Annotated in this window: 13 protein-coding genes; all 13 read left to right on the forward strand. The window is 47.4% G+C overall.

Features of this window, described 5'->3' with window-relative positions; all coding sequences use genetic code 11:
- The first annotated feature begins 29 nt into the window (after positions 1 to 29).
- The gene (locus tag KN811_RS10590; RefSeq protein WP_216334817.1) at positions 30 to 3,197 is read left to right on the forward strand and encodes a SusC/RagA family TonB-linked outer membrane protein; all 3,168 of its coding nucleotides are present in this window, start codon (positions 30 to 32) and stop codon (positions 3,195 to 3,197) included.
- Between the two features lie 13 nt (positions 3,198 to 3,210).
- Positions 3,211 to 4,794, forward strand: a complete 1,584-nt coding sequence (locus tag KN811_RS10595) for a RagB/SusD family nutrient uptake outer membrane protein (RefSeq protein ID WP_187965772.1) — start codon at positions 3,211 to 3,213, stop codon at positions 4,792 to 4,794.
- A 20-nt stretch (positions 4,795 to 4,814) separates the two neighbouring features.
- Positions 4,815 to 6,029: a glycan-binding surface protein gene (locus tag KN811_RS10600; protein WP_187965771.1), complete on the forward strand. Its 1,215-nt coding sequence runs from the start codon at positions 4,815 to 4,817 to the stop codon at positions 6,027 to 6,029.
- Between the two features lie 228 nt (positions 6,030 to 6,257).
- Positions 6,258 to 8,729 carry a T9SS type A sorting domain-containing protein gene (locus KN811_RS10605; protein WP_187965770.1) on the forward strand — a complete coding sequence of 824 codons (2,472 nt, stop codon included), beginning with the start codon at positions 6,258 to 6,260 and terminating at the stop codon, positions 8,727 to 8,729.
- A gap of 198 nt (positions 8,730 to 8,927) precedes the next feature.
- Positions 8,928 to 10,880: a sialate O-acetylesterase gene (locus KN811_RS10610; RefSeq protein WP_187965769.1), complete on the forward strand. Its 1,953-nt coding sequence runs from the start codon at positions 8,928 to 8,930 to the stop codon at positions 10,878 to 10,880.
- A gap of 276 nt (positions 10,881 to 11,156) precedes the next feature.
- Positions 11,157 to 12,413 carry a glycoside hydrolase family 5 protein gene (locus KN811_RS10615; protein WP_187965768.1) on the forward strand — a complete coding sequence of 419 codons (1,257 nt, stop codon included), beginning with the start codon at positions 11,157 to 11,159 and terminating at the stop codon, positions 12,411 to 12,413.
- A gap of 35 nt (positions 12,414 to 12,448) precedes the next feature.
- Positions 12,449 to 14,035, forward strand: coding sequence for a glycoside hydrolase family 43 protein (locus KN811_RS10620; protein ID WP_187965767.1), 1,587 nt, complete (start codon positions 12,449 to 12,451; stop codon positions 14,033 to 14,035).
- Between the two features lie 210 nt (positions 14,036 to 14,245).
- Positions 14,246 to 16,231, forward strand: a complete 1,986-nt coding sequence (locus tag KN811_RS10625; protein ID WP_187965766.1) for a retaining alpha-galactosidase — start codon at positions 14,246 to 14,248, stop codon at positions 16,229 to 16,231.
- A 115-nt stretch (positions 16,232 to 16,346) separates the two neighbouring features.
- Positions 16,347 to 17,888, forward strand: coding sequence for an alpha-L-fucosidase (locus KN811_RS10630; RefSeq protein WP_187965765.1), 1,542 nt, complete (start codon positions 16,347 to 16,349; stop codon positions 17,886 to 17,888).
- 73 nt (positions 17,889 to 17,961) lie between these two features.
- On the forward strand, positions 17,962 to 20,388 hold the full coding sequence (locus KN811_RS10635; protein WP_187965764.1) for a glycoside hydrolase family 2 TIM barrel-domain containing protein: 2,427 nt from the start codon (positions 17,962 to 17,964) through the stop codon (positions 20,386 to 20,388).
- Positions 20,389 to 20,472: 84 nt separating this feature from the next.
- Complete coding sequence (locus KN811_RS10640) at positions 20,473 to 20,913, forward strand: nuclear transport factor 2 family protein (protein ID WP_187965763.1); 441 nt, start codon at positions 20,473 to 20,475, stop codon at positions 20,911 to 20,913.
- Between the two features lie 23 nt (positions 20,914 to 20,936).
- Positions 20,937 to 22,736 (forward strand): glycoside hydrolase family 2 protein, encoded by a 1,800-nt coding sequence (locus tag KN811_RS10645; RefSeq protein WP_247716466.1) that lies wholly within the window; start codon positions 20,937 to 20,939, stop codon positions 22,734 to 22,736.
- Positions 22,737 to 22,786: 50 nt separating this feature from the next.
- Positions 22,787 to 24,982, forward strand: coding sequence for a glycoside hydrolase family 3 C-terminal domain-containing protein (locus tag KN811_RS10650; RefSeq protein ID WP_187965762.1), 2,196 nt, complete (start codon positions 22,787 to 22,789; stop codon positions 24,980 to 24,982).
- The last annotated feature ends 56 nt before the right edge of the window (positions 24,983 to 25,038 follow it).

Raw genomic sequence — 25,038 nt, forward strand, 5'->3', positions numbered from 1 at the left:
TTAAAAACCAAACCAAAACTATTTATTGTATGAAGACGTGTACGCGTATTAAATGGCCAGGTAAGAGGCTGAGGCACTCTCTTGTCCCGTTGCTGATGAATCTGTGGATAATGCCTGTTCTGGGACAGGCCATCCCGGTATCCGGAGTAGTAACCTCAGGTGAGGATAAGGAACTGCTGCCGGGGGTTAATGTCGTTGTTAAAGGAACCAACAAGGGAACTGTTACCGACTTTGACGGGAACTATTCCATAGAAGTTCCCTCTCCCGAAGCTGTCCTGGTATTCAGTTCCATAGGCTTTGTCTCAAAAGAAGTTGTCGTCGGGCAGAAATCGGTGATCAATGTTGCCCTGAATACCGACATGACCGCCCTGGATGAAGTGGTAGTCATCGGGTACGGAACCACAAAACGAAAGGACATTACAGGCTCTATTTCGTCGATAACCGGTGAGGACCTCCGGAAAACCAGTCCTGTTACTATGGACCAGGCTCTGCAAGGGAAAGTTCCCGGGCTTGTGATACAACAGGTTTCGGGGCAGCCGGGCGGAGCGGTATCTGTCCAGGTCAGGGGCTTATCTTCGTTCGGGTCATCCGATCCCCTGTACGTCATAGACGGTGTTATTATAAGCAACACGGCCACTCTCGGTTCCGGTACCAATCCCCTGGCCGGGATAAACCCGTCCGAGATCGAGTCCATCGATGTTTTAAAAGATGCATCCGCTACGGCTATTTATGGTTCGCAGGCCACTAACGGAGTTATCGTGATCACTACAAAAAGAGGAAAAGATGCCCCGCCCAGTATTAATTATGAATTTTATACGGGCTTTCAGCAACTGCCCAACAGGCTGCCCCTTATGAATTTGCAGGAATATGCCACTTTCATCAATGAACGAAATACGGGACTGGGCTGGGGCTTCGATGAAAGACCGGAGTTTGTCAATCCCGAATATCTGGGTAAGGGAACAGACTGGCAGGATGAACTGTTCAGAAACGCGCCTGTCAGCAATCACACCATTACGGTCAAAGGAGGCGATAAAAGAACGCAATACCTGCTTTCCGGTTCCTATTTCGAGCAGGAGGGCATTGCCCTGGGATCTGATTTCAAAAGGATCTCGGTACGGCTTAACCTGGACAACCAGACAACCGATTGGTTAAAAATAGGAACAAGCCTTCAATTGGCAAACATCAAGGAAAATGTCAACTCCACCAGTTCAAATGTGATTCAAACGGCACTCAGCCAAACACCCGATATTCCCGTGAGAAATGCTGACGGTAGCTGGGGCGGCGCTTATAACCCGAACGGCTGGGTGAACAATACGGTAAACCCGTATGCCATAGCCCTTATCAATAAAGATCGCGCAAGGCGGAAACAAATTTTCGGCAATGCTTACGCTGAGATCACATTTACAAAAGGCCTGGTACTGAGAAATGAGATAACAGGGAGCTTTTCCATGGCTACGCGGGACAGTTTTTTTCCAAGCTACGAAATGGGGCTTGTGGAAAGGATCATCAATGAAGGGGCCTACAATTTTGTACAAAGCTATAATTCAACGATACGAAATTATCTCACCTTTTCCCGCCTGTTCGTCGACAGGTACAATATGAACATCATGGCAGGGCACGAAGCACAGTTGAACAAATCCGAGAACCTGGCTGCGGGGCGTACCAACTTCCCTTCCAATAACGTACAGGTCATCAGCGGCGGCGACCCTAATACAGCTACCAATTCAGGGGGCAAGACCCACAGCGCACTGGAATCGTATTTCGGGCGGATAAATTTCGGAATGGACGACAAATATTTGTTGACTAGCAACGTCCGGGTAGACGGTTCTTCAAAGTTCGCTTCGGGAAACCGGTGGGTAACTACCTATTCGTGGGCCCTGGCCTGGAAAATGAATAACGAGGCCTTCCTGAAAAATGTGGAGAAGATCAATGAATTAAAACTACGGGCCGGTTACGGGCTTACCAACAATCAGAATATAAGGGACTATGCCTATACCTCTACACTGGCTACGGTAACCACAGGCCTTTCCGGAATATCCCAGATTACCAGCAATATGGCAAACCCCTATGTAGAATGGGAAAAGACAAAGTACACCAATATAGGCCTTGACGGAACATTCTTTAACTGGCGCCTTAACTTCTCGGTAGATTTTTACAACAGGGACACCGATGGCCTTTTGATGCAAATTCCGTTGCCAATGTACTCCGGGACAGCTACCAGCTATTCCCCCGGTTCCATAGCTTCCCCTTATATAAACGTAGGTCAGATTAATAACAAGGGGTTTGACTTCAGGATAAGTTCTAAAAATTTTACCGGGGAAGATTTTTCATGGACAACAGACCTCACCGTATCCCATAATATCAATAAGATCAAAAAACTCAATACCGAAGGGGCTTCATTAGACGGGGAGTATAGCAAAACCACCGTAGGAAGGTCCATAGGTGAATTTTATGGCTACCAGGTAGAAGGCGTCTTTGCAAAGGCAGAAGATTTCGAAACCCATGCCATTCCTGTAAGAAACGGGGAGAAGCTCAATATCGGCCCGGAAGGAGGAAGTATCTGGTATGGCGATCTGATATTTAAGGATTTTAACGAAGACGGGATCATTGACGAACGCGATCAGACCTACCTGGGTTCGCCGATCCCCAAATACCAGGTGGGGCTTAATAATACATTTTCTTATAAGAACTTCGACCTGAATATATTTTTCAATGCCAATTACGGAAACAAGGTATTTAACCGGTTGCGTATCAACGGAGAATATCCCGGTACCAGTTTCGGTTACCTCAAAGCATTAAACAACTATGCTAAACTTGCGCTGATAGATCCGGACGGATCCGACAGCGACGTTAACAATGTTTATGTGACCAATCCCGATACCAGGATCGTGGGTATCAGAAATGATAATACCAACGATAATAACAGGACTTCGGACAAATTTATCGAAGACGGATCTTTTATCCGGTGCAAAAATATTTCCCTGGGATATACCTTTCCGAAAGAACTCACGCAAAAAATACATATCAATTCCCTTCGGGTTTATGCGAATGTTACCAATGCGTTTATCATTACCAAATACAAAGGAATGGACCCTGAGATCGGGTCCTGGGACCCGCTTAACGCCGGTGTGGACAATGGTTTCTATCCCCAGTCGCGTGTATTTTCGGTTGGTGCAAGCATTACTCTTAACAAATAAAAAACAGAAAACCATGAAATTCAAATATATCATAGTGTATTCCCTCATCGCGGCTACAGGGCTTTTGGTGTCCTGTGGTGAGGATTTTCTTGAGCGTGCTCCTTTGTCGGAGACCAGTGCTGAAAACTTCTATCAGACCTCCGAAGACCTGAGGTTGGCAACGGCAGCTTTATACGGTGGGGGTCCCTGGGCCGACTGGAATTACAATTGTTATTTGCCTGTTGGCGATGTGCTTAGTGGTAATATGGCCGTAGGTTATTGGGGTGATGCGGTTCAGCTGAATACATTCTCCGTAACCGGGCTGAATGAGATCATGATAGCTAACTGGAAGTCCATGTACAAGGTTATTGCCCATTGCAATATCACCATTAATGCCATACAGGAAAAAGCGCCGCCTTCCATTCCTGAAGAGGACAGGAATGCCGCCATTGCCGAAGCGAGGTTTATACGCGGGTTTGCCTATTACAACCTGGCCCTGTTATGGGGAGATGTTCCCATTATAGAGGACAACATCGGCCTTATCGGAAATCCCCTGGTTTACAGAAATAAAGTTAACGATGTATACCGGTTTGCGGTGAATGACCTCACTTTTGCCGAGAACCACCTCCCAGATTCCGACACGAAAGGGAGGCTGACCACCTGGTCTGCCCAGGGGATGTTAGCTAAAGTCTATTTGACATGGGCAGGACTGAATTCTGAAGGCTCCGGCCAGCGCGACCAGGCATTACTGGACAAGGCCAGATCTTATGCCGGCAATGTCTGTAAAAACAGCGGGCTGATGCTGCTGGACGATTATGCAAACCTCTTCAAAACCGGGTACAATGACAACCAGGAATCATTATTTGCCTTGCAATGGGCGCCGGGCCTCGGCTGGCTGGAGGGCAATATGCTACAGGTATATTCTCCCGGAGGCACTGAAATATCGGCCAACGGACAGGCGGGCTGGTTTAATATTGAGCCTACTATTGACATGTATGCTTTGTACACCGAACAGGATTCCATAAGGCGCAAGGCCACTTTTATGCTGAGAGGCGATTATTACCCGGAGTTAAATGCTGCGGGAGGTGGTTTTACATTTGATAGCCATACCGGTTTAAAGAAACATATTATCGGTACCAATGTGGATAACAATGCACCGACCATGACCCTGACCTCTTCTACGGAGCACAATTCTCTATTGAGGCTTGCCGATGTTTATTTACTGTATGCCGAAGCTATCCTAGGCAATAACGCCGCCACATCAGATGGCGATGCACTGTTTTACTTCAACGAAGTACGCATAAGGGCCGGACTCGATCCCGTGGCCTCCATCGATGCGGACATATTGCTGAAAGAACGAAGGGTTGAGCTCGCCGCCGAAGGCCAGTTCTGGAACGACCTCGTAAGGCTTTCCTACTACGATCCCCAAAAGGCCATCGATATTCTCAATAACGAGCAACGTGTGCCTTTTGACTATGAAGACGGGACGGCAACCCCCCGGGACCCGTACGGGGAAATAACCCCGGCCACGGTGAATACATTTAGGTTCCCGCTGCCGTCATCCGAGATAACAGCCAATCCTAAACTGTTGGAACCACCGGTATCTTATTCATTCTAATCGTATAAAGAAAGTATATCATGGAAAAGACTAAATATATGAATCGATTGCTGCTGGCTTGTGCGGCAGTAATCATGACCCTGATGTTTGCCTGTGAGCAGGAAGATACCATGCCGGCACCGCTTATTACGAGTATTAGAAATTATGAAGCGGCTCCCAACGACACATTGATCACTGAAATGGTTGCCGAGCAGTGGGTGGTAATACATGGAAAAAACTTAAGCCAGGTTGGCCAAGTGACTTTTGGTGGCATCCGGGCAAGCATCAACCAAACCCTTTTGACTGATGAAAATATAGTGGTTCAGATACCTTCTGTTCCGTTCCAGTCGGTGCCCCTGGATGAACTGAATAAAGTAACCGTTGTAAGCGCGGGAGGATCTTATACGTATCCGATTGACTTTGCCATTGACCCACCCGTGATCACACGGGTATCATACGAACTCCCGGGTGAGGGAGACCCGGTGTTCATTTATGGAAGCAATTTCTTTTACGTTGAAGAGGTGACTTTTGCCGGTGCGACGATTTCGGAATACGAATTATCGGATGATGGTACATCAATTGGGTTTATGGCCCCGGCACTCGATCAAAGTGGGCCGGTAACGGTAAAAACAGGGACAGGAGCCTATACTACTTCTTTCAATGTCAATGATACCACAACAGGTATGCTTTGTAACTTCGATGATGTAAATACATTCGACTGGGGGGCGGGTATAAGCAATAACAGCACCACCTTTCCGGGCAACAGGGGCAACTATGCAATTTTAAGCAATGAGGGCCTGAGCGCGGATAATTCCAGTTGGTGGGAAGGAGGAAGGAGTATTAATACCAAAGGAGTCCAGTGGGTCCCGGAGGATAAGCTGGACGATCCTGTTGGCGATTATGCTTTTAAATTTGAGATCAATGTACCCGGACAATGGAACGGAACGTCTATATTCATTTTAAAAGATTTCAATTTTGACTACGTGGCGCGCTATGAACCCTGGAAACTCGGGGATGATCAGGCCGCTCCCTTCACCACAAACGGCAATTGGGTCACAGTAACTATCCCTTTTTCACAATTCCGTAATAAACCCGATGGAGGAAAAGATGGCACAGGCGAATCAGCAGAAAGTTTAAAAGCCTTGCTGGGAGACTCTGGTAACGGAGGTATCAATATCTTCACCATCAATGATTCCAGTGAACCCGCAGCCGCTATGAATTTTGCAATTGATAATATCAGAGTAGTGAGAAGGTAACAGGTAAAAGAAGTTGTCTGAAAAAGTCCGTCATGCTGAACTTGTTTCAGCATCCCATCCCGATTGTCCGATCATGCGTAATGGGCCCCTGAAATCGAAGATTCGACGAAGTCAAACAAGTTCAGGGTGACGTAAAGCTACTTTTCAGACAACTTCTTCCCAAAATGTTTTTTGCAACCAAAGCCACCAAAAATTTACACCATTTAATTACCCCCTTAAACTTAAATTATGAAAAAACCCCATCATGACTATGGAGAAAACAGTTTCTGGCATAAAATACCTGCCTTTCTCTGTTTATTTGTCGCAATTCTTATGTGCCAGGGCCATAAGGTGAAGGCCCAGGCCACAGCAGATTACAACTGGAAAAATGTGGCTATCGGCGGTGGCGGATTTGTATCTGCCATTATACCGAGTAAGACCCAGCAAAACCTGGTTTATGCGCGGACCGATGTAGGAGGCGCCTACAGATGGAATGCTTCGACGAACAGCTGGATACCTCTGACGGACTGGGTATCGGAAGACCAGGTAGGGTTTCTGGGCGTTGAATCTCTGGCCATCGATCCCCAATCGCCCAACAGGGTTTATATGCTGGCAGGGATTTCATATTTCAACGGCGGGAAAACAGCCATCCTTCGCTCCAATGATTATGGCAACACGTTTACCGTAACAGATGTCACTGATCAATTTAAGGCTCACGGTAACGGTATGGGGCGACAAACCGGCGAGAAACTTGTAGTTGACCCCAACAACAGCAATATTCTGTACTGCGGTACGCGATGGAACGGATTGTTCAGGAGTACGGATGCCGGTGCAACATGGAGCAGGCTCAACGCGCTCAACGTCACCACGACTCCCAATGAAAACGGGATAAGCTTTGTGATTCTGGATGGCAGTAGTGTTTCGGGGGGAGTTACGCAACGGATCATTGTCGGGGTTTCGCGCAGCGGCAGTACAAACCTGTACCGAAGCGATAATGGCGGCCAGTCCTTTTCGGCAGTTTCAGGGGCTACCACCACCTATATGCCCCATCGGGCGGCTTTGGCAGGTAACGGAGACCTGTATATAACCTATGGCAATGGAGCCGGGCCTCACGGGCACTCGGCAGTACCCGAACCCATGGATAACGGACAGGTCTGGAAATACAATATTCCTTCAGGTGCATGGACCAACATCACACCTTCGGGTTTCAACAGGGCATTCGGAGGAATAAGTGTTGATCCGAATAATCCCGGCAGGATTGTAGCATCTACCATCAACACCTATATGAACCAGAATGGCGCCTGGGGCGACCGGATATTCCTGAGCACCAACGGCGGATCGAGCTGGGTTGATGTGGTAGACCGGGGATTTAACATGGACCCTGACGGTGTAACCTGGATCAACGGCCATTCCATCCATTGGGCGGGTTCCATAGAATTCGACCCTTTTAATACGCAAAAAGTCTGGGTCACTTCGGGTAACGGTATTTTCGTGAATGACAACATCAATAGCAGCGGTACCTGGCGGTTTACTGTCCGGGGGCTTGAAGAAACCGTGCCACTCAGTTTGGAAAGTATCCCCAATGGCCCTGTGATCTCAGTTATTGGCGACTATGACGGGTTCAGGCACACAAACATTGATCAATACGCCCCCATTCATAATCCGCAAATGGGAACCACCACGGGATTGGCAGTAGCGGCTCAGAATACAAGCAAAATGGTTCGGGTGGGAAATTCCATGTATTATTCCACCGATATGGGATCGACCTGGACCCAAAGCAATATGAACGGGACGCAGGGACAGGTGGCTTTATCCGCCAATGGCAATATCGTTTTGCATTCCCCCAGGCAATCTTCTGTTACATACCGGTCCACTAATAACGGGGCTTCCTGGTCCACGGTAAGCGGCTTAAATTTTAATGAAGCGCGGCCGGTTGGCGACCCGGTCAATTCCGATAAATTTTATGCATACAACCCTGAAAACGGAGCGGTAATGGTGAGCACCAACGGCGGGGCTTCATTTTCCCAGTCTGCTTCAGTTGCGAGCTGGGGCACAAAAGTCATCCGGCTGGCGCCCGGAAGGGAAGGCCATATCTGGATAGCATTGAATAACGGCGGCCTGGCACGTTCAACCGATTCCGGGCAATCATTTTCAACCATAAGCGGCATCGGCAATTGCGGAGCCGTTGGTTTCGGTGTAGCTGCCCCCGGGGCAAATTATCCTGCCATTTACATCTGGGGTACCATCAGCAATGTAAAAGGTGTTTATCGCTCCACAGACCAGGGGGCATCCTGGACCAGGATCAATACGGACGCGCAACAATACGGAGGTCCGGGAAACGGGCAATTTGTGCAGGGAGATATGAATGTCTTCGGAAGAGTATATATGAGTACGGCCGGTCGTGGTATCGTATACGGAGACCCTGCTGCCGGATCATTTGCTTCCGATGTGTCTGAAAGACCGGATGAACATGAGATTACCGAAGATGAAGTTGTTATTTACCCGAATCCTGCCCGGGCAGGGAAATTTTCAATAGTATTACCCGCCCCTTTACAAACCGCAATCATCAGTATTTATGATAACCGGGGCAGATGGTTGTACCAGGAAGTTACAGAAGGGGATGAAATACTGGAATTCGATCAGTCTTTGAAAAGAGGGATTTACCTGGTGAATATACGTTCCGGTAAACATAACATAACGAAGAAGTTAATTGTTAATTAATAGGGAAGCGTGAATGGTGGTATGTTGTTTTTTGGCATACCACCGCTCACCATTATAAACAAGGCAGGATAAAACATAAAACCCCTTATCAGACACATAGCATCCCTTGTCCGGATAAGGTTATAAATACTTTAGCCAAACTGAATGACGGATTTAGAGCCACAATCAAAATAAATTAACCTGAAAACAATGTTGAATATGAAAACAAGAATAGCGGGAAGTTTTTTCATATTGTTCCTCTTTTGCCAGGGGCTATGTTACGCCCAAATCACCATACCCAAAGTATTCGGGGATGATATGGTTTTACAAAGGGGCATAAAAATTCCGGTTTGGGGAAATTCGGACCCTGGAGCACACATAATAGCAGAATTGGGAACCGTGCGTGCAACTGCAAAAGCCGATACCGAAGGCAAGTGGATGGTCCGGTTTTCGAAGTTCAAGGCAGGCGGTCCCTATACCCTTAAAATTTATGAAAAGGGAAAGCCAACCGAAGGTTTGGAACTAAACGGTATCCTCATCGGGGATGTATGGGTGGCTTCCGGGCAATCCAATATGGAATGGCAGGTGCAGCAGTCCGCAGATGCAGAAAATGAAATTGCAAATGCCGATTTTTCCAATATACGTTTCCTTCCGGTAGCACATAACAAGAAATTAATCCCGCAAACGGATATTTCTTCCGGAAAATGGCAGGTATGCGACAGCGCCAATGTAAAGGAGTTTTCGGCTGTTGCCTATTTTTTTGCGAGAAAGATACACCGGGACCATAATGTCCCCGTAGGCATTGTCCAGAGTACCTGGGGAGGGACGCCCGTAGAATCCTGGACAAGCCGGGAAATGCTGCTTTCTTCCCCGATATCCAGGCGAGCCGTGCTGGCCAACGATACGCTCAGGGACCCCTATGACTTTGTACAGGACAGCCTGAATGTCTTACGCTTTTGGGATATCGTATTGAATCCTCAGGATAAGGCAGACAAGATAGTACCTTTGACGGAATACGACGACTCCGGCTGGACCGAAACAGAAATGCCCCGGTTGATCAAAGATTTCGGGATCGGGCCCTACGAAGGGGTGATGTGGCTGCGCAAAAAGGTATTATTGCCGGAGCGTTTTGAGGGCAAAGACCTGGTAGTGAATGTGGGACATCCGGAGTTTAACTATTCTTTGTACTTCAACGGTGAGGAGATCTGTAAGGCGGTCTGGAACTCAAATCCAACCCATCAGTATACCATTCCGGCGCATCTCGTTAAAGAAGGGGAGAACGTAGTTTCCATCCGCCTGGCCATGATCTGGAACGGCGGAGGCATCTATCCCCCGGCCGACAGCCTCTATATCACGGACGGTTCTTCAAAAATATCTTTAGCCGGAAAGTGGCTGTACAAAAAGGATATTGAACCTCCCCTTCCCAGGATCATGGACTATCATTACAGGCCCGCGGTATTGTTCAACGCCATGATCAACCCGGTCATCCCTTACGGCATCAAAGGATTTATATGGTACCAGGGAGAAGCAAATGCCCCGGAAGCCTATCACTACAGAAAGCTTTTCCCCATGCTGATTACTGACTGGCGGGAACGCTGGGGCCAGGGCAACCTCCCCTTTTTGTATGTACAACTGGCAAATTTCAAAAAAAGAAAAGATACCCCTTCGGAAAGTGACTGGGCTGAGCTCAGGGAAGCCCAGACGCTGACGTTGTCACAACCGAATACGGGAATGGCCTGTATCATCGACATAGGCGAAGCGGATAATATCCACCCCCCAAACAAGCAGGAAGTAGGCCGGCGACTGGCTCTGATCGCCGATAAAATGGTATATGGACGGAACGACCGTATCGCATCCGGTCCCGTGTACAAAAGCGCTAAAACAGAAGGAAACCGGGTCCGCATCAGCTTTACCGGTACCGGTTCGGGATTATCCGCAAAAGACGGCAGGGAAGTAACAGGTTTTGCCATTGCGGGAAATGACCGGAAATTCCATTGGGCCAAAGCTCTGATCGAGGGAAATGAGGTGGTCGTTTATTCCGATAAGGTGGTCAGTCCGGAAGCGGTACGCTATGCCTGGGCCGACAACCCCGAATGCAACCTGGTAAATTCCGAAGGATTGCCAGCAGTCCCTTTCAGGACAGATGATTGGAAAGGGATCACTCAGAAATAGAACCTATACAAAACATAAAAACGAATACTAACGTCGATTTAGTACATGACAAAAAATGCATCAGCTTAACAAGAATAGGGCTTATGAGTGCTTCTTCATGATCAGCCTGGCTAAAAAAGTCCTCCCCCAGCCCCTCCCAAGGAGGGGAGCTTATAACTCCTTCCCTTTGGGGAGGTTGGGAGGGGACAAATCTCAAAAAAAACCATTCGATTGATTTTTAATTAATTATGTGGTTTTGTCATGTGCTAAAAACATCGATAACAAAAACAACCCGAAATGAAAAAAATAAACCTGGCCGGGATTCTGGCTATACTTTTTGGAATAATATCACTTGCCTCTTGCAGTAGTAAAGAAGGAGAAATAGACCCTGTACTTGACGTTTCCGTGAATAAGGACGATTTTGAAGCGGAAGGTGAAGAGGCCGAACAGGGTTCGATGATCTACCCTTCTTATAATATTTCTCCGCTGCCGCCCGATGCCACAGGGATGAGTAGCAATGCCGCGGAGCTGGCGGCCAAAATGAAACTGGGCTGGAATATCGGCAATACCCTGGAAGCCACGGGCGGTGAAAATGCCTGGGGTAACCCGAATATCACAAAAGAATATGTCGAGGCTGTTAAAAAACTGGGATTCAACGCTATTCGTCTTCCCTGTGCCTGGGATCAGTATTCAGACCAGGCGACGGCAAAAATAGGACAAGAGTGGATGAACAGGGTCAAAGAAGTGGTAGGATACTGTGTAGACAATGAGATGTATGTGCTGCTCAATATCCACTGGGATGGTGGCTGGCTGGAAAAAAACTGCACCCCCGAAAAGAAAGATTCGGTAAATGCCAAGCAAAAGGCCTACTGGGAACAGATCGCCACGACGATGAGGGATTTTGATGAGCACCTGATGTTCGCAAGCGCCAACGAGCCGGAAGTCCATGATGCCGAAGAGATGGCGGTACTTCACTCCTATCACCAAACTTTTATCAATACTGTTCGTGCCACAGGTGGTAAGAACAGTTATAGGGTACTTGTGGTCCAGGGGCCCGGTACGAATATCGAAAGGAGTGCTGAGCTCATGGATATGCCCACAGATGAGATAGAGGGACGTTTAATGGCCGAGGTGCATTACTACACCCCTTCCCAATTCTGCATTTTGTCTAAAGATGAGAGTTGGGGTAATATGGCTTATTATTGGGGGGAAGGTTATCATTCGGAAATAGAGCCCGAGCGTAATGCCACCTATGGGGAAGAAGATGAAGTAGATGCATCTATGGCTTTGGCAAAAACGAAATTCGTCGACAAAGGAATCCCGGTAATCCTCGGCGAATATGGTGCCTATCGACGTCACGAAAGTGAACATATCCCCCAGGACCTGGAGACACACCACAATGCGGTAGATCATTGGGTGGAGTATGTAACAAGGAAGGCCCTGGCGAATGGTTTGATCCCTTTTTGGTGGGATACGGGAGTTGCGGTGGATAGAAACAACGGTTCCGTAAAAGACCAACGTACCATCGATAAACTTTTTGAGGCAATAGAATAATAAAAACCTGCCCGTATTTCAATTAAAAATAACTCATGATAAGTAAAAAAATTACATGGCTTGCCTGTTTACTGTTTTTACAGGTAAGCCTGCTCATAGGTCAAACCACCTATAAAAATCCGGTAATCCCCGGATTTCATCCCGATCCGAGTATCTGTAAAGCCGGCGATAGTTTTTATCTGGTAACCAGTACTTTCGAGTATTTCCCGGGAGTCCCGGTTTTTCACAGCAAAGACCTTGTCAATTGGGAAAAAATAGGACACTGTTTAACCCGGCCTTCACAAGTGAATTTGGAGAAATGTGGCGCTTCGGGAGGTATTTTTGCGCCCACCATCCGTTATCATGACGGGGTTTTTTACATGGTCACTACAAATGTAACCGGCGGGGGTAATTTCATTGTGCACACAACAGATCCGGCCGGCGAATGGTCAGACCCTGTATGGTTGAAGCAGGGGGGGATCGATCCTTCGCTCTATTTCGAGGGTGATAAGTGTTACCTCACCACCAATCCGGATAACCGTATCTACTTGAGCGAAATTAACCCATTGACGGGTGAACAACTTTCAGAGAGCAAAGCGATTTGGAACGGGACAGGGGGGCGCTACCCGGAAGCCCCGCACATTTACAAAAAGGACGGGTGGTATTATCTGTTGATTTCGGAAGGAGGCACAGAGTATGGGCACAAAGTGACCATTGCACGCAGTAAACATATTGACGGACCCTATGATTCCAATCCTGCCAATCCCATTTTAACGCACATGAACGCGAATACCCAATCACATCCGGTCCAGGGCACAGGACATGCTGACCTGGTTCAGGCCAACGACGGTTCCTGGTGGATGGTGTTCCTCGCTTTTCGGCCACAGTCCGGGTTGCACCACATGCTGGGCAGGGAAACCTTCCTGGCTCCCGTGAGATGGGACAGGAATGCGTGGCCGGTTGTTAATGGCAATGGTACGGTCGATTTAAACATGGATGTTCCTACTTTACCGTTGCAGCCGTTTCCCCGGGTATCGTACAGCTCCGATTTCAACGAAGATGAACTGGGGCTTGAATGGAGTTACTTGAGAAACCCCAAAAGCGAAAATTATTCGTTAAGTGCGAGAAAAGGCCACCTACGTTTAAAGGCAACGCCAGTATCGCTCGACGATCTTGATTCGCCCACTTTTGTCGGACGCAGGCAGGAGCATATCAACTTTACTGCCACTGCTGCCATAGAACTTTTTGATGCCCGAAAAGGAGACGAATCAGGGATCACCGTGTTTATGAATAACACATCGCACTATGACCTGTTTGTAACTCAGGATGAGTCGGGGAAACGCGTTTTGAGCCTGCGTTACCGCCTGGGAGCATTGTCCCATACTGCTCGTGAGGTTTCAGTGCCTGAAGGAAATATCCACCTGCAGGTCCGCGGCGATAAAGATTATTATTCATTTGCCTATTCGACTAACGGCAAGGATTTCGAGACTTTGGATAAAGTGGATGTACGCTATATCAGTTCCGAAACGGCAGGTGGATTTACAGGAATATACCTTGGTCTGTTTGCAAGTTCGGGCGGAGGATCTTCCAAAGCCTATGCCGACTTTGACAAATTTGTCTATACGCCGGGAGTTGTTGACTGAAATTATCGTGTTACAGTTGTAGAGTTTTAGAGTTTTGGAGTTGAAGGTATTATTTTTTTGTTACAGGTTACATATTGCAGGTTATATGTTTGGGTAATAGCTTAACAAACCTGCAACCTGCAACATGTAACTTGAAATTTGCCCTGGTGTTACCCGCTCCAATCAGAATAGCGTCATTTTTTTGTCATGTATTAAAAATCAATATATCAAATGAATAGAATTTTCTTATATGTAGTCTCTATCGTGTTTTTATCAACCGGTATTGGTATGGCGCAGGTCATCCATGTAAAGTCGCCCGACGGGAAGATCAACATGGCTTTGGAAAGCGGAGATAAAATTTTGTGGTCTGTCAAACATGAAAATACGGAAGTTATAGCTCCTTCCACAATTTCATTGACACTTGGCAGCGGAGAGGTTTTAGGAAACAATGTAAAAGTTATCAGCGTTAAAAATTCAAAAGTCAGCAACACCTTTGCCACACCTGTTTATAAAAAGGCAACGGTAATTGACGAGTACAACCAGGCCGTAGTAAAGTTTAAAGGTGGTTTCGGTTTGATTTTAAGAGCCTATAATGACGGGGTAGCCTACCGCTTTTTTATTAGTAAGAAGGGACAGGTCATTATTGAATCTGAAGAAGCCAATTTTAACTTTAACAAGGATTATAAGGCCTTTGTTCCCTACGTACGCGATCTGAGGGAAAACGATATGTATACATCAGCTTTTGAATGCAACTATGCAGAGATTGCCCTTTCCGAATTTGTGAAAGATTCACTGGCTATTTCCCCGCTCCTTGTTGATCTGGAAAATGGGAAAAAGGCGGCTATCATAGAGGCTGACCTTGAGGATTATCCCGGTATGTTCTTAACACGCAATGATCAAACGCAGCAAGGCTTGAAGGGGGTGTTTGCCCATTATCCGAAGGAAGAACGCCTGGGAGGCTTTAACAATATGAACTACATGGTGGTGAAGCGGGAACCTTATATGGCCAAAACAAACGGTAACCGCAATTTCCCATGGAGAGCAATAATAATAAGTGAAAGCGATAAAGACCTGTTGAATAATGACATGGTCCAAAAACTTTCAGCACCTTCACAAATTGCTGATGTAAGCTGGATAAAACCGGGTAAAGTAGCATGGGATTGGTGGAATGACTGGAGTATATCGAAGGTTGACTTTAAGGCAGGAATCAATACGGAAACCTATAAGTATTATATTGATTTTGCCGCTGAAAACCATATCGAGTATGTGGTGCTGGACGAAGGCTGGAGTGAAGAAAACGATATGCTGGAAATTTCACCGGGTATGGACATCGAAGAAATCATCAGCTATGCAAATCAGAAAAATGTCGGGATTATCTTATGGGCCACCTGGTATGCCATAAATCGGGATTTGGATAATACCTTTTCTCACTATTCAAAATTGGGGGTTAAGGGCTTTAAGATCGATTTTTTAGATCGTGATGATCAGAAAATGGTAAAATCTGTTTATGACATTTCCAAAAAGGCGGCCTCTTATAAACTCCTGATCGATTTCCACGGCATTTATAAACCTACCGGTATTCAGCGAACCTACCCTAATGTTGTCAATTTTGAAGGGGTCAAAGGTCTGGAGAACGTGAAATGGACGCCGAATGATGATATGCCGTATTATGCGACCTGTATTCCCTTCATCAGAATGCTGGCGGGGCCTATGGATTATACACCGGGAGCAATGCGCAATGCGACAAGAGCAGATTTTCGTCCAAGCAATTCCATGCCGATGAGTCAGGGGACCAGGTGTCACCAATTAGGGATGTATATTATTTATGAAGCACCGTTGCAAATGATGGCAGATAGCCCTACGGCCTATATGAAAGAACAGGAAAGCACTACCTTTATTTCCAGGATCCCTACCACTTTTGACGAAACAGTTGCTCTCGATGGAAAAGTTGGCGAATATGTTGCTCTGGCCAGGCGAAAGGATGAAAGATGGTTTGTAGGCGGTTTAACCAATTGGTCGGCAAGAGAAATATCGGTAGACCTGTCTTTCCTGGGAGAGGGAACCTATTCGGCAGAGATTTTTAAAGACGGGGTTAACGCAGATAAAGATCCCACAGACTATAAACGCGAGATAATTAAAGTAGTAAGTACCGATAAACCGGTAATAAATATGGCTAATGGTGGTGGCTTTGCAATCATAATCAGACCGGAAAAGTAATATGTGTTTGCACAGCTAATCTACCTTGCCAATACTCAGTCCCCGGTATATTACGTGGTGGGAGAAGGAAGTGTAAAGTTTAAGAATTTCGATTATAAGCCATTAAAATAAATAAATGATGAGAAATATAATATCGTCTGTCTGCATGCTGTGCTGTTATTTACTGATAGCCCAGGAATCATCCGTTCGAAACGGCAAAGAGCCTGTTGCTGAAGGAAAATTCGAACCCACGTGGGAATCCTTGTCTGATATCGAGAGAGAACCCGAATGGTTCAAAGACGCCAAATTCGGGATCTATTTTCATTGGGGGGTTTACAGTGTACCGGCTTATAGTTCCGAATGGTATCCCCGGTGGATGTATGTTCCCGGCAGGGAAGACTGGGGAGGTGACATTTTTGAACATCACCGGAAAACATACGGCCCGCTATCCGAATTCAATTATCACGATTTTATACCTATGTTCACCGCAGAGCACTTCGATGCGAAGGAATGGGCCGCGCTGTTTAAAAAAACCGGGGCCAGGTTTGCAGGTCCTGTCGCACAGCACCATGACGGATTTGCCATGTGGGACAGCAAGGTAAACCCCTGGAATGCCAAAGACATGGGGCCGAAAAAGGATATCCTCGGGGAGTTGTTTGCAGAACTCAAAAAGAATGACATGAAAACGATCGCTACCTTTCATCATGCCAGGCTTCTCCAGAGATATGCAAAGGATACTTCCAACTGGGCGGGTAATAGGCCGGACCCCGGCTGGAACAGCCACTACCCTTACCATCCGGATTATGTCACCTCCACTATCGATCCGAAGCTCAGGATGCTGTACGGGAACATTCCGGCAGACGAATTCCACGAGTACTGGTTGAACCAGGTAAATGAAGTAGTCGATGTGTATGCTCCCGACATCATCTGGTTTGATTCCTGGCTGGATAAGATACCGGAAAACTATCGTCAGAAAATGGTCGCCCACCACTTTAACACAGCCGTTTCAAGGGGACAGGCTCCCATCGTGGCTTATAAACAGGAGGACCTGCCGGCCAATGTGGGAATACTGGATATCGAACAGGGTGGGAAAACCGAAATTTCCGACGATTACTGGCTCACGGATATTACCCTGAGTAACGACAGTTGGTCTTATATCCATGGACAAACCTACAAACCGGCAGCCCTGGTCATCAGGAATATGGTCGACGTCTGGAGTAAAAAAGGTATCGTGTTACTGAATATTTCTCCTAAGGCCAATGGAACTATACCCGCAGAACAAAGGAGCGTCCTGGCCGCTATCGGAAAATGGATCGATAAGCACAAAGAGGCTGTTTACGGGACCAGGGCACATTCCACCTATGGCTACGGGGATGCCGAATTCGAAAAGGGGCATTTCGGGGGGCAGTCCGCAACGATTGCCTACTCTGAAAAGGATATCCGGTTTACGGTGTCAAAAGACAAAAAGTACCTGTATGTATTTTCATTAGGGCTTCCGGCACCTGGTTCGGATCTTGTAATTCGTACTCCAATCGAATCCGGGATTAAAAAAGTATCCGTACTGGGAAGCGGAAAGGAGTTGAGGTGGACGGTGACGGATAATTTGTTAACGCTTACAACACCCGGTCCTTCCGACATGAACGAGTTGGCGACGGTATTTAAAGTGGAACTGGAATAATAAAAGAAGTATATGAACCGGAAAAGTGTCATTTTTCAGCGAATTAAACAAATTTAAACAAGCTCAATATAAAGTGAAAAGAATTCGATTAATTTCATCATTGTTCCTTCTATTCGTGGTGCTTGCATCATGCAACAAAGAACAGCCCGATGATAATACCAAGATCCCTTTCGATTTCGACTGGAAATTTGCCCTGGAAGATCACCAGGGCGCAGAACAACCCGGGTTCGACGATTCCGGCTGGCGTATACTGGATGTACCGCACGATTTCAGTATCGAACATCCTTTTGACTCGACCTACGCCACTGGCGCAGGTGGTGGCTATACGTACAGTGGTATCGGCTGGTACAGAAAAGCCTTCAGGACAGCGCCCGGGTTTTCAAATAAAAAGATCGGGATACTGTTCGATGGCGTGTATCGCAACAGCGAGGTCTGGATCAACGGGCAGTACCTGGGGATCAGGCCTTATGGTTATTCATCTTTTTATTACGATCTGACCCCTCACCTGAATCCGGAGGGTGAGGAGAATGTCATTGCCGTAAAAGTAAATACCAGCGAACAGCCCAATTCAAGATGGTACACCGGTTCGGGTATCTACCGGCATGTCTGGCTTCTTGCCAGAAACAGGCTGCATATCGATCAATGGGGCGTCTTTGCCCGCACGGTCGATGCCAGTGAAGATGAAGCAAGTATCGATATTTCCATAGAACTGCGCAATGAGAACGACACCGACCGGCCCTGCACGGTCATCACCAGGCTTATAGATATTGAAGGAAAAGAAGCCGGAAAGGCCGGGTCGGAAATCGAAGTCAAAGCCGGTCAGCCGCTGAAAATCGACCAGAACATCCGGATCGTTAAGCCTTCATTATGGTCTGTTGAACAACCTGATTTATATCGTTTAGAGGTGGAAGTCCGGTCGGATGGCACCTTAACGGATAGCTACACGACCTCCTTCGGGATCAGGACCTTCGATTTCGATCCGGACAAAGGCTTTTCCCTTAATGGAAAACACTTAAAACTAAAAGGGGTGAACAATCATCACGATGGCGGACCGTTGGGCGCGGCCGTACTGGACCATACCCATAAGCGGCAGTTGGAGATTTTGAAGGAAATGGGTTGCAATGCCCTTAGGATGAGCCATAACCCTCCCGCGCCCGAATTGCTTGCCTATGCCGACAGCTTGGGGTTTGTGGTGATCAATGAGATATTCGACGAATGGATGGACGGGAAAACGCCTGCGGGATATGCACCACATTTTGAGGAATGGCATGAGAGGGATATAGAAAACTGGATTAAGCGTGATCGTAATCATCCGTCTGTTATTGCCTGGAGCATAGGCAATGAGCTTAGGGAGCAGTATAACAAGGACAATGCGCTGAAAATTATACCCATGCTGCTCGATGCGGGGCGCATACACGACAACACTCGTCCCTTCACCCTGGCCTGTAACGAAATCGTAAACTTCAATGACTTTGGAGCCCTGGAATTGCTGGACATCGTAGGTTACAACTACCAGGAAGCTTTTTACAAGGAAGACCATGAAAAATACCCCGACCGGGTGATTTATGGCTCCGAAACGGTGATGTACCCTTACCACGACCACAAGGCATGGCAAATGCGATCGTACCAACAATGGCTCGACGGCCAGTTGGAGGATTATGTGGCGGGCGAATTCCTTTGGACTGGTTTCGACTATATAGGCGAGGCGGGTATTGGCCATGTCGGTACCGGGTTCGAATTCTGGAAAACCTGGCCCGAATGGCCCTGGAGGGGAGCGGATTGCGGTGTGATCGATATGTGCGGCTTCCCCAAACCCGGGTATTGGTTCAGAAAAGCATTATGGAATGACGAACCCATGGTGTATATTGCGGTACAAACCGATGAATCGGCAAGGAACAGAGAAGTTAGTTCGTTCTGGAACTGGCCCAAAGTGGAGGCCCACTGGAACCACGACAAAACGGGCGATACACTGGCTGTCCATGTATATACCAATGTGCCCGGTGTGGAACTGAAACTGAACGGAAAGTCTTTGGGAAGCCGGAAATGGGACCTTAAGAACGAAGCCTTCCTGTTCTGGGAAGTACCTTATGAACCCGGCAAGCTGGAAGCCATCGGAAAAACGGAAGAAGGGAAGACCGTTTCCTTTGCCGTTCAGACCGCGGGAGAACCGGCAAAAATCGTGTTATCACCAGACCGGAAAACCATAAAAGCCGACAAACAGGATTTAAGCTACGTGACCGTGCAGGTAGTGGACGCTAATGATGTGCCGGTGCCTTTTGCCGGCAACATGATCGAATTTGAAGTGGAAGGCGCGGGTAAACTCGCGGCAGTAGGCAACGGGGATCAGCAAAGCCATACCCCGTTAAAAGGAGACAAGATGGAAGCTTACCTGGGGAAATGCCTGGCCATCATACAGTCAACAGATCAAAAGGGCGAAATAATCATCACCGCAAGGAGCGGAACGCTGCCTGCGGCTACGGCTACCTTAAAGGCTGAATAGACCGGTATTATATAACCAATGGTGTTATAGATAAAAATTCACCTGAATAGTACAACTCAAGAACAAACCTAAAAAAGCAATATCATGAGAACACATTATTTCTTACTGATCGGTTTTATTTTCGTTACCACAATTTCTTTTGGACAGTCCGAAGACGAAGCAGAGATCAGGCGATTGGAAAAACACTGGACTGAACTGTTGGATCAGGGCGATACCGCTTCACTGTTACAAATATGGTCTGAAAACTATGTGGTAAACAACCCCAATGGAAAAATTGTGACCCCGAAAGATATTATCGCACTGATGAAGGGCGGGCATAAATTTCCCGCTGTTGAGCGGATCATTGAGAAAGTAACTTTCAATGAGAACATTGCCATAGTCATGGGCAAGGAGTTACAGCAGCCGGCCGGCATGGTCGCTGATCGGGATCAATGGATACCGAGAAGGTTCACCAATGTATGGATAAAGTCAGAAAACGGGTGGCAGCTGGCCGCACGGCAGTCCTCAAGGCAAATTGTGGAATAATTGTCAAAATTGAAATTAAGAAAATGAATACATACGAAAAGGCGGCTATGGGGAAATGGATGTTGATAGCTTTATTCACTATGGTTTCCGTCGAATTGGTAACTGCCCAGACCGCCATGATAAACATACAGTCCAGGGACCGGACAAGCCTCAACGGCGAATGGAAAGCCCTAGTCGATCCGGCCGGGCGCGGCGAATACCTCCGGGTATGGCTGGAGAAAAAACCGCAGAAAAAAACCGACTTTTTCGAATATTCGTTTGAAGGCGCCCCCGTATTGAAAGTGCCGGGCGACTTCAACTCCCAAATGCCTGAACTCACCTATTACGAAGGCACGGTCTGGTACAAAAAACAGTTTACCTCTTCCCTTCAGCCGGGGAAAAGGCTGTTTGTTTATTTCGGGGCGGTGAATTACCTGGCGGATGTGTACCTCAACGGGGAGAAAATAGGAAGCCACGAAGGTGGTTTTACCCCTTTCCAGTTTGAGATTACCGGCAAAGTCAGGAAAGGGGAAAATTCCCTGATCGTTAAAGCAGACAACCGGCGCCTGAAAAACGGTTTGCCCGGTACAGGCTACGACTGGTTCAATTACGGCGGCATCACCCGGGATGTCGACCTGGTGGAAACCAGCAACACCTATATCGAAGACTATTTCATTCAGTTAAAAAAAAGCAGCCTGGACACCGTTCGGGGATGGGTGCGGCTAAACGGGCCGGAAACAATACAAAAGATCAACATACGGATTCCCGAACTCAACCTCGCCCATAGTACAAAAACCGACGGTAAAGGCATCGCCCGTGTTGAATTTTCTTCGGATTTTGACCTGTGGTCGCCCGAAAACCCCAAACGTTACGAAGTGATCGTTGAAAGCGAAACGGATACGGTTACAGGCCAGATCGGGTTCAGGAGTATCGAAGTACGTGGGGACGAAATTCTGCTCAACGGGCAGCCTGTATTCCTGAAAGCAGTGAATATCCATGAAGAAAACCCGTACGAGGGGAAGCGGACCTATTCCAAAGAGGATGCCCGGCAGCTACTTACTCCTGCAAAAGAACTGGGTTGCAACCTTGTACGGCTGGTGCATTATCCACACAGTGAGCACATGGTGAAAGAAGCCGAAAAGATGGGCCTGATGGTGTGGAATGAACTCCCCATATACCAGCATATCCAATTTTCCGATAGTCTTATGCCACAAAAAATGGAGAACATGCTCCACGAAATGGTGCGCCGGGACCGGAACCGCTGCGGGGTGGTCATCTGGGCCCTGTCCAACGAAACCTACCCCGGCACCCCCGGCCGGAACAAAGCCCTGGCAGAGCTGACCCGGAAATGCAGAGCAGCCGATCCCACCCGGCCGGTTACCCATGTAACGAACACCCAGAACTACGAAAACAACACCTTTGGGGTAAAGGATTCGCTTTACCTGCATTCCGATATTGTTTCGATCAATGAATATATCGGCTGGTATATCCCCTGGCAAGGCAGGCCGCCGGACACCCGGTGGAACATTGCGTTTCCTGATAAGCCCGTGTTTATTTCGGAATTCGGAGGAGAAGCCTTATACGGAAACAATGACGGCCCGGCTGACGAAGCCGCTTACTGGACGGAGGGGTACCAGGAAAAAATTTATACCGACCAGGTAAAGATGTTCGGTACCATACCCAACCTGTCCGGGGTGTGCCCCTGGCTATTGTTTGATTACAGGTCGCTCGGGCGGATGCACCCTGTCTATCAACAAGGCTATAACAGGAAAGGGTTGTTGTCCGAGAACGGCGATAAAAAGAAGGCCTGGTATATCATGAAAAAATATTTCAAAAGTAAATAACATATACGCTTTTAGCATTCAAACCGAATGACGACTTTAAATAAAAAAACATGAAATCAGGAATACTTTATATTATGGTATTATGGGCTATGCCAGTCATTGCACAGCATAAAATACCTGTTTACCTCGATGTTACAAAACCCATAGAAGAACGTGTGGAAAGTGCACTTTCACTGATGACCACCGAAGAGAAGGTAGCCCTGTGCCATGCCCAGTCCAAATTCAGTTCAAAAGGAGTGGCCAGGCTCGGAATACCGGAGGTCTGGTCTACCGATGGCCCGCACGGCATACGGGAGGAGGTTTTGTGGGACGAATGGAGCGGCGCACAATGGACCAACGATTCCTGTACCGCATTCCCTGCACTTACCTGCCTTGCAGCTACATTTAACACAGACCTGTCCCGGTTATACGGGGTATCTATCGGGGAAGAAGCCCGGTACCGCAATAAGACCATACTGTTAGGCCCGGGGGTAAATATATACCGGACGCCACTGAACGGCAGAAATTTTGAATATATGGGAGAAGACCCTTACCTGGCCTCCCGTATGGTTGTACCGTACATCCAGGGAGTACAATCTGCGGGAGTGGCCGCCTGCGTAAAACATTTTGCCCTGAACAACCAGGAGGTATGGCGGGGGCATATCAATGTCCATGTAAGCGACCGGGCCCTTCACGAGATCTATTTACCTGCTTTTAAGGCTGCTGTTCAGGAAGGAAATGTCTGGTCTGTCATGGGAGCTTACAATCAGTTCAGGGGAGAACATTGCTGTCACAACGACTTGCTTTTGAACAAGATCCTTAAACAGGACTGGGGATTTGACGGGTTGGTGATCAGTGACTGGGGAGGAGTTCACAATACCGACCAGGCTGTCAATAACGGGCTTGATATTGAAATGGGGACTTACACCAATGGATTGACAACAAGCGGCCACTTCCCCTATTCGTCCTATTATCTTGCCAACCCTTTCCTGAAAGGAATTGAGGAAGGCAAATACGATACGGATGTACTGGATGATAAAGCACGCCGCATTCTGCGTGTGATTTTCAGGACTACTATGAGGGCAGATCGTCCGTTTGGAAAGTTTGTTTCACCGGAACACAGTAAGGCGGCAAGAAAAATTGCACAGGAAGGTATCGTTTTGCTAAAGAACAAAGGGCAATTTTTCCCCGTACCTGTAGATAAATACAAAAAAATAGCCGTGATCGGTGAAAATGCTTCCCGGAGCCTGGTCATAGGAGGCGGATCGTCTTCGTTAAAAGCCGCCTATGAAGTTTCCCCTTTACAGGGGCTTAAAGACAAATACGGGGAGGAGCGTATAGTCCACAGCCTCGGCTATGCCTCCGGCCCTTCGCTTTACGGGCGCGAAGAGCCGTCAGGTTTGGATACGGATTCGTTGAGAACGGCCGCAGTAGAGGTTGCCAAAAGCGCGGATATTGTGCTGTTTATCGGAGGCCTTAATAAAAATCACTATCAGGACTGTGAGGGAGGGGACAGAAGGTCTATGGACCTTCCGTTTGAACAGGACAAACTGATCCGGGATGTATTGAAAGTCAACAAAAATACAGCCGTGATATTGCTCAGCGGAAATGCGGTAAGCATGCCCTGGGCAAACAAGGTTCCCGCGATCATGCAGGGCTGGTACCTGGGTTCGGAAGCCGGAAATGCATTAACGGATATTGTTTCCGGCGATGTAAACCCTTCGGGAAAACTGCCTTTTTCTTTTCCTGAAAAACTGGAAGATAACGGGGCACATTTTTACGGGGAACTTTCATATCCCGGCGACAGTACCGATCAATTTTATAAGGAAGATATTCTTGTTGGTTATCGTTGGTTCGATACCAAAAAGATCAAACCGCTCTTTCCCTTCGGTTACGGATTGAGCTATACCTCCTTTGCCTATGATAACCTTGCTACAGATAAAACTCAATATAGTGATAAAGAAACCGTAAAAGTATCGTTTACCCTGACCAATTCGGGAAGATCAGACGGAGCGGAAGTACCACAATTGTATGCCGGCAAATCAAAGTCGGAGGTGCCACGGGCGGCAAAAGAACTGAAAGCATTTAAAAAGGTCTACCTCAAAGCCGGTGAAAGGAAAGAGGTGGAACTGGAAGTACCCATCGGCAGCCTGGCATACTATGATGGGAATAGAAGCAATTGGGTTGTAGAACCCGGTACTTATACGCTTATGCTGGGCAGCTCGTCCGGTGATATAAAAGCTGAGGTGAATTTAAAAATTGAGTGAGGCTTTCGCTATCACTGTTAGTTCCCGGAGTTGGTTGCATAATACGCTAAAAACAA

The sequence above is a fragment of the Sinomicrobium weinanense genome (assembly GCF_018863395.1).
Taxonomy (GTDB): Bacteria; Bacteroidota; Bacteroidia; order Flavobacteriales; family Flavobacteriaceae; genus Sinomicrobium; species Sinomicrobium weinanense.

What these genes read in the sequence shown, in the direction of transcription:
- KN811_RS10590 (WP_216334817.1), top strand. Translation starts at nt 30, where the DNA reads ATGAAGACGTGTACGCGTATTAAATGGCCAGGTAAGAGGCTGAGGCAC.
- KN811_RS10595 (WP_187965772.1), top strand. Translation starts at nt 3,211, where the DNA reads ATGAAATTCAAATATATCATAGTGTATTCCCTCATCGCGGCTACAGGG.
- KN811_RS10600 (WP_187965771.1), top strand. Translation starts at nt 4,815, where the DNA reads ATGGAAAAGACTAAATATATGAATCGATTGCTGCTGGCTTGTGCGGCA.
- KN811_RS10605 (WP_187965770.1), top strand. Translation starts at nt 6,258, where the DNA reads ATGAAAAAACCCCATCATGACTATGGAGAAAACAGTTTCTGGCATAAA.
- KN811_RS10610 (WP_187965769.1), top strand. Translation starts at nt 8,928, where the DNA reads ATGAAAACAAGAATAGCGGGAAGTTTTTTCATATTGTTCCTCTTTTGC.
- KN811_RS10615 (WP_187965768.1), top strand. Translation starts at nt 11,157, where the DNA reads ATGAAAAAAATAAACCTGGCCGGGATTCTGGCTATACTTTTTGGAATA.
- KN811_RS10620 (WP_187965767.1), top strand. Translation starts at nt 12,449, where the DNA reads ATGATAAGTAAAAAAATTACATGGCTTGCCTGTTTACTGTTTTTACAG.
- KN811_RS10625 (WP_187965766.1), top strand. Translation starts at nt 14,246, where the DNA reads ATGAATAGAATTTTCTTATATGTAGTCTCTATCGTGTTTTTATCAACC.
- KN811_RS10630 (WP_187965765.1), top strand. Translation starts at nt 16,347, where the DNA reads ATGATGAGAAATATAATATCGTCTGTCTGCATGCTGTGCTGTTATTTA.
- KN811_RS10640 (WP_187965763.1), top strand. Translation starts at nt 20,473, where the DNA reads ATGAGAACACATTATTTCTTACTGATCGGTTTTATTTTCGTTACCACA.
- KN811_RS10645 (WP_247716466.1), top strand. Translation starts at nt 20,937, where the DNA reads ATGAATACATACGAAAAGGCGGCTATGGGGAAATGGATGTTGATAGCT.
- KN811_RS10650 (WP_187965762.1), top strand. Translation starts at nt 22,787, where the DNA reads ATGAAATCAGGAATACTTTATATTATGGTATTATGGGCTATGCCAGTC.